We start from the raw sequence: 5,171 nt of genomic DNA, 5'->3' as shown, positions 1-5,171 counted from the left end.
GTGCTCTCTGTTTCGCATACGGCCCCCCTATTCCACCATATCTTGCGCGAAGTCGCGCGCCTGCACCTCCACGTTCGGCCCCAGCTCCATCTGCAGACGGCAGTAGGGCACCACCAGCCGGCCCGCTCGTTCGCATCCCAGATATTCCGTGAACCGGTTGAACACTTCCGTGATCAGGTCGGCGTTGCCCTCGTCCGGTCCGCCGGCCGTCACCAGGAGTCCCGCGCGCTTGCCCCCGAGCAGGTATACCGGGTCGCCGCTGGCCGGACGCTTGACCAGGCACACGCTCCGGTCAAGCAGCGCCTTGAGCGGCGCGGAAAACCCCCAGCAATACAGCGGGGAGGCGAGGATGAACCCGTCGGCCTCGACGATGCGCCTGAAAATGACGTTGGCATCGTCCTCGAGCGGGCACCCGGGCCCGCCATCGGCGTCCTGGCACCGGAAACACCCGTCGCAATACCCGATCGTGCAGTCGATGACGTCGATGCGGTCGACCTCGTGCCCCTGCGCCCTCAGTTCTTCTTCCGCCCAGGCCAGCACGGTGGCGGTGTTGCCTTCTTTGCGCGGACTCCCCATCAGTGTGACGAATTTCATGCGTATTGCCTTTCACCAGCGCCCGGACCCGGCAACCGTTGTCGTGTCCGGCCGCGTCATACGCCCTGTACCCTAGCAAATACCCGCGTGGGAAGAAAGCGCCTGCGTCAGTCGCCGGCTTCCGCGCTCTCGTTTCCGTACGCGTAGATGAGCCACAGGTTGCGGGCGTAGATAAACAGGGTCGCGGCGATGCCCACGGCGTACACCCATTCGCGCTCGCGCGTGAAACTCGCGCACATGAGCGCCGAGGCCACCAGGCTCAGCCACCAGAACGAGGTGGGCACCACGCTTTTCTTGCGCCGTTCGGTGGCCACCCATTGCACGAGAAACCGCATGGCGAACAGGGCCTGCCCCAGCACGCCCACGCCGAGCCACACGGCCGTCTTCTGCAGTTCGCCGCTCGGACCGGCGCTGGTACGGTCATAGACGTGCCACCAGGTCCAGGCGGTCACGCCCACGGAGGCCAGGATGACCACGGCGACGAATGCATGCACTCCGATGTTGACCGCGGCGGACAGCTTGCCCTTCTCGCGCCAGATATGGATCAGGTTGCGGCTGTATACCGCGATGTTGAAACAGTGGCTGAGCGTTCCCAGGGCCGACATGGTGACGACGCCGTACACCAGCAGCATGAGGGAGCCCAGGCTGCTCATGTACCAGAACGAGATCGGCATGACGCTCTTGCGCCGGATCTCCGAGACGATCCACTGGACGTAGAAACGGCCATAGAAGATCACGCTCGCGGGGACGCCGAGGACATACCAGAGCAGCGAGGGTTCGACCGCGGCGGGATCAGCCATGCCCGTCTTCCCCTTCCACCTCGAACGTCACGTAGCGTTTGCACAGCCAGCGCACTCCGATAAGGTCGTAGATGCCCCGCCAGAGCCGGTTGTGGATGCCGTACTTGGACACGCCGTGCTGCCGGGGATGGTGGGTCACCGGGCACTCGGTTACGGTGAAGCCCGCATTGACGAGCACCGTATCGAGAAAGCGGTGGGCGCCGTTGAAGGCCACGATATGCGGCGCGCACGCGCGGCGGAATCCCTTGCTGCCGCAGCCGGCGTCGCGGGTCCCGGTCGGCACAAACAGGGCCCGGGTGCGGTTGGCGATCCGGCTGGACATCCGCCGCACCCACGAATCCTGGCGGTGGGCCCGGTATCCGCACACGCAATCGTATTCCTGGAGCAGTTCGAGCATTCTGGGAAAGTCGCAGGGATCGTTCTGGAGATCGCCGTCGAGGATGAAGATGTACGCGCCCCGGGCGCGGCGGATCCCCGCCACCAGCGCGGCCGACTGGCCCCGGTTCGCCACCAGGTGCACGGTCCGGATCCGCGCGTTCGCCTGGGCGAGGGTATCCAGCGCGGCGCGGGTGCCGTCCGTGCTGCCGTCGTTGACGAACAGGCACTCGTAATCGTAGTCCGCCAGCCCGGCGAAGACCCCGCCGATTTTCGCGGCAAGCAACGGCACGTTGGCTTCTTCGTTATAGAACGGGACGACCACCGATACCAGGGTTTTCATGAACGCATCCCCTCTGAACATAGAGGCCGTATTATACACAGACCCTTGCGCGAATGCCGCTTGCGGTAGACGAGCGGCCCTCAGATTGCCGCGCCGGTTATTCCTGGAGGTCGTCCTGATATTTGCGGTACAGGCCGCGGAACTGGTGGTAGGTCAGCGACAGGCTCTCGGCGGCTTTTTTCTGGTTGAACTGGCAGCGGCGGAGCGCGCGGCGCAAGAGGCGCACCTCGACGTCGCGGAGCACCTCGGCGTAGGGGCGGTCTTCGTCCGCGGCGGGCGAAGGGCCCGGCGGAGGCCAGGATGGCGCCGGGGCGGGCGGGCCGGCGGCGGGCGTCTTGCACGCTTCGGGCGGGGGCCCGGCGGGCGGCGCAAACGCGCCCGCGAAGGGATCGAACACGATGGATTCGATGTAGGCGGAACCCGCGCGATAGACGCTGCGCTCAACGACGTTTTTGAGTTCGCGCACATTGCCGGGCCAGGCATAGCTTTCGAGCGCCAGGAGCGCCTCGTCGCTGAATTCGGGCACTTCTTCCCAGCCCAGCTCGTGGGCCATCCGCGCGGCGAAATGGTTCGCGAGCAGCAGGGTGTCTTCCTGGCGCACGCGCAGCGGCGGCAAATGGAGCACTTCAAACGACAAGCGGTCGAGCAGGTCCTGGCGAAACCGGCCCGCGCTCGCCAGCGTGCGCAGGTCGGCGTTGGTCGCGCCGATGATCCGAACGTCCACGCGGACGGGGCGGGAACTGCCGACCCGTTCGAACACGCCGTATTCAACGGCGCGCAGGATCTTCTCCTGGGTTTCGAGCGGAATGAGGCCGATTTCGTCGAGAAACAGGGTGCCCTGGTTGGCCATTTCAAAGCGTCCGGCCCGGCGGCCGGTCGCGCCCGTGAACGCGCCGGCTTCGTGGCCGAACAACTCGGATTCGATGAGCGAGGGGGTCAGCGCGGCGCAGTTCAAGGCCACGAACGGCTGTTGCCACCGTTTTGACAGGAAATGGAGCCGGGTTGCGGCGAGTTCCTTGCCGGTGCCGCGTTCACCAAGGATGAGCACGGGCCGATCGACGCGGGCCGCGCGCGACAAATGCTCCTGAAAGGCGAGAAATGCCTCGGATTGCCCCAACGCCTCCTGCACCTCGGGGATGGCGGCCTCGATCTCCTCGCGCTGCCGGTCGCGATCCGGTTCCATCATGGTCTGGCGCCCCTCTGTTTTGCGGATTTTCACCAAACAATAGCGTTTTTCGCCAACTCCGTCAAGCGGAACGTGTTGGGCCCGGTGCGCATAAGCCACCCTAAGCTATAGGGTTATGTGTGAAGAGACCCGTTGGCAAGGCCCTTGCAATAGCAGGAACCACAATAGACATGCGGGGAAGAACAATGGTCGAGACTGTCAGTAACCGGATGAGTGCGGACGAGCGCCGCTTTTTGCGCGTGCCGTTCAGCACGAGAGTTGAATACTTCCATGGCGCGGGTGCGTCGGGCACGGGGTGCTGCCGTGAGGTGAGTCACCGCGGCCTGTCGATGCGCCTGGGCCGGTACCTTGCGCCCGGGCGGAAGGTGCTGGTGCGGGTATTCAGCGTGGCGAACCCGGTCGAGGCGGCCGAGTTGAAAGGCCGGGTCGCCTGGTGCCGTCCGACGGCGGCTCCCGACCAGTTTCTCGCGGGCATCGAGGTCTTTTTTGACGCCCCGGAGGCGTTCGAGGACCTGTCGCGGCTGGTTCTTGAGGCCGCGCTTGCGCATACGTGGAGCGCGGTCCCGCAGACCGGCGAGCAGCCGCGGCAGACGCCGGACCGCGCCCGATGGGGCATCCGGCGCACCGCGGTGGCGCTCGCGCATGCAGGGTTCGCAAAGACTCTGGCGCTCGCTACGGCGATGGAAGCCGTCCAGAGCGGCAGCATGTAAGGAACACACAAGGAGGCTTGTCATGGGCGTCTTCACACGCACACGCGACATCGTGAACTCGAACGTCAACGCCATGCTGGACCGGGCGGAGAATCCCGACAAGATGATCCGCCTCATGGCGCGCGAGATTGAAGAGACGCTGGGCCGCGTCACGGCGGCCCGGAACGGCACGCTGGCGGCCCGGCGCGATGCCGAGCTGGAACTGGGCCGCGTGCGCGAGCGCGCGCAAGCCTGGGGCGACCGGGCGCGGATGGCGGTCGGCAAAGACCGCGACGATCTGGCCCGCGAAGCCCTGGTCGAGAAGCGGCGGTATGCTTCGCGCGCCGGCGCGCTCGAGCAGGAGCTGGCGCAGACCGATGCCATGCTCGCCCACTATCAGCAGGACATCGACGCGCTCGAGGCCAAGCTGAAGCTGGTCATCGAGAAGAAGCGCCTGCTTGTGCAGCGCCATGTGCGCGCGGGGCAGCACCACCGCGCCCAGCACCAGTTGCGGCGGCTCGACACGTCGCGCGCCATGGAGCGTTTCAACGAATTCGAACACCGCATCGAGCGCATGGAGGCCGAGGCCGACTTGGTGAATTACGGGCGGCGTCCCTCCCTGGAAGAGGAATTCGCCCGGCTCGGGGCCGACGCCGAGATCGAGGAGGAACTGGAAGCCCTCAAGGCATCCGCCGGCTGAGCGCGGCCCCGGCGCCGCACAACCCGCGTTGAGAGAGGAAACGACGATGGCGTATGAATGCAGCACCTGGCGGCCCGGCCTGTACCGGTCGCGCCACGGCTTTCTGTTTGGCGTGTGCCGCGGCCTTGCCGAATACTTCGACCTGTCGCTGTTCTGGCTGCGGGCGATCGTGCTCGGCACGTTCGTCCTGACCGGGTTTTTCCCGGTGGTGTTTGTCTACCTTCTTGCCGCCCTGCTGATGAAGCGGGAACCGGCGTATTCGTACTGAGTCCGCGCATTCCTCCATCTACCCGAACAAGGTAGAGCCCATCGCCCGCCGGTGGCGCGCACCCCCAGCGCACTGCCGGCGGGCTACCCCATTCGCGGTAGGGATGGCCCTTGCGGGCCACCCCCCGCACAGATCCCGGCGAGCGGCATTACCGCACCGGGCTCCTGCCTTGGGTTATGACGTTTTCAGTCGCACGTGGGGATACGGGTGTGTGAT

The 5,171-nt window shown here is 65.9% G+C and carries 7 protein-coding genes; 3 read left to right on the top strand and 4 right to left on the bottom strand.

Going from position 1 to position 5,171, the window contains the following annotated elements; translation table 11 throughout:
* Positions 1–27: 27 nt before the first annotated feature.
* From KA184_23125 to pspF, 4 genes are all read right to left on the bottom strand, one after another.
* Entirely contained in the window at positions 28–594 is a 567-nt protein-coding gene (locus KA184_23125) for an NAD(P)H-dependent oxidoreductase (GenBank protein ID MBP8132483.1), read from the bottom strand.
* 107 nt (positions 595–701) lie between these two features.
* Positions 702–1,394, bottom strand: coding sequence for a lipid-A-disaccharide synthase N-terminal domain-containing protein (locus tag KA184_23120; protein ID MBP8132482.1), 693 nt, complete (start codon positions 1,392–1,394; stop codon positions 702–704).
* Positions 1,387–2,112 carry a glycosyltransferase family 2 protein gene (locus tag KA184_23115; GenBank protein ID MBP8132481.1) on the bottom strand — a complete coding sequence of 242 codons (726 nt, stop codon included), beginning with the start codon at positions 2,110–2,112 and terminating at the stop codon, positions 1,387–1,389. Before KA184_23115 ends, KA184_23120 begins: the two co-directional genes overlap by 8 nt.
* A 97-nt stretch (positions 2,113–2,209) precedes the next feature.
* Entirely contained in the window at positions 2,210–3,298 is a 1,089-nt protein-coding gene (pspF, locus tag KA184_23110; GenBank protein MBP8132480.1) for a phage shock protein operon transcriptional activator, read from the bottom strand.
* A 170-nt stretch (positions 3,299–3,468) separates the two neighbouring features.
* Between pspF and KA184_23105 the strand changes: the two genes are divergently transcribed.
* The 3 genes from KA184_23105 to KA184_23095 are packed head-to-tail and all read left to right on the top strand — an operon-like array spanning position 3,469 to position 4,955.
* Positions 3,469–4,008 (top strand): PilZ domain-containing protein, encoded by a 540-nt coding sequence (locus KA184_23105; GenBank protein MBP8132479.1) that lies wholly within the window; start codon positions 3,469–3,471, stop codon positions 4,006–4,008.
* Between the two features lie 22 nt (positions 4,009–4,030).
* On the top strand, positions 4,031–4,687 hold the full coding sequence (locus KA184_23100; protein MBP8132478.1) for a PspA/IM30 family protein: 657 nt from the start codon (positions 4,031–4,033) through the stop codon (positions 4,685–4,687).
* A gap of 46 nt (positions 4,688–4,733) precedes the next feature.
* Positions 4,734–4,955 (top strand): PspC domain-containing protein, encoded by a 222-nt coding sequence (locus KA184_23095; GenBank protein ID MBP8132477.1) that lies wholly within the window; start codon positions 4,734–4,736, stop codon positions 4,953–4,955.
* Positions 4,956–5,171 lie beyond the last annotated feature (216 nt).

The organism is Candidatus Hydrogenedentota bacterium (assembly GCA_018005585.1).
Classification (GTDB): domain Bacteria; phylum Hydrogenedentota; class Hydrogenedentia; order Hydrogenedentales; family JAGMZX01; genus JAGMZX01.
The sequence above is the reverse complement of the archived record's forward strand: the minus strand, read 5'-3'. Positions and strand labels throughout refer to the sequence as shown.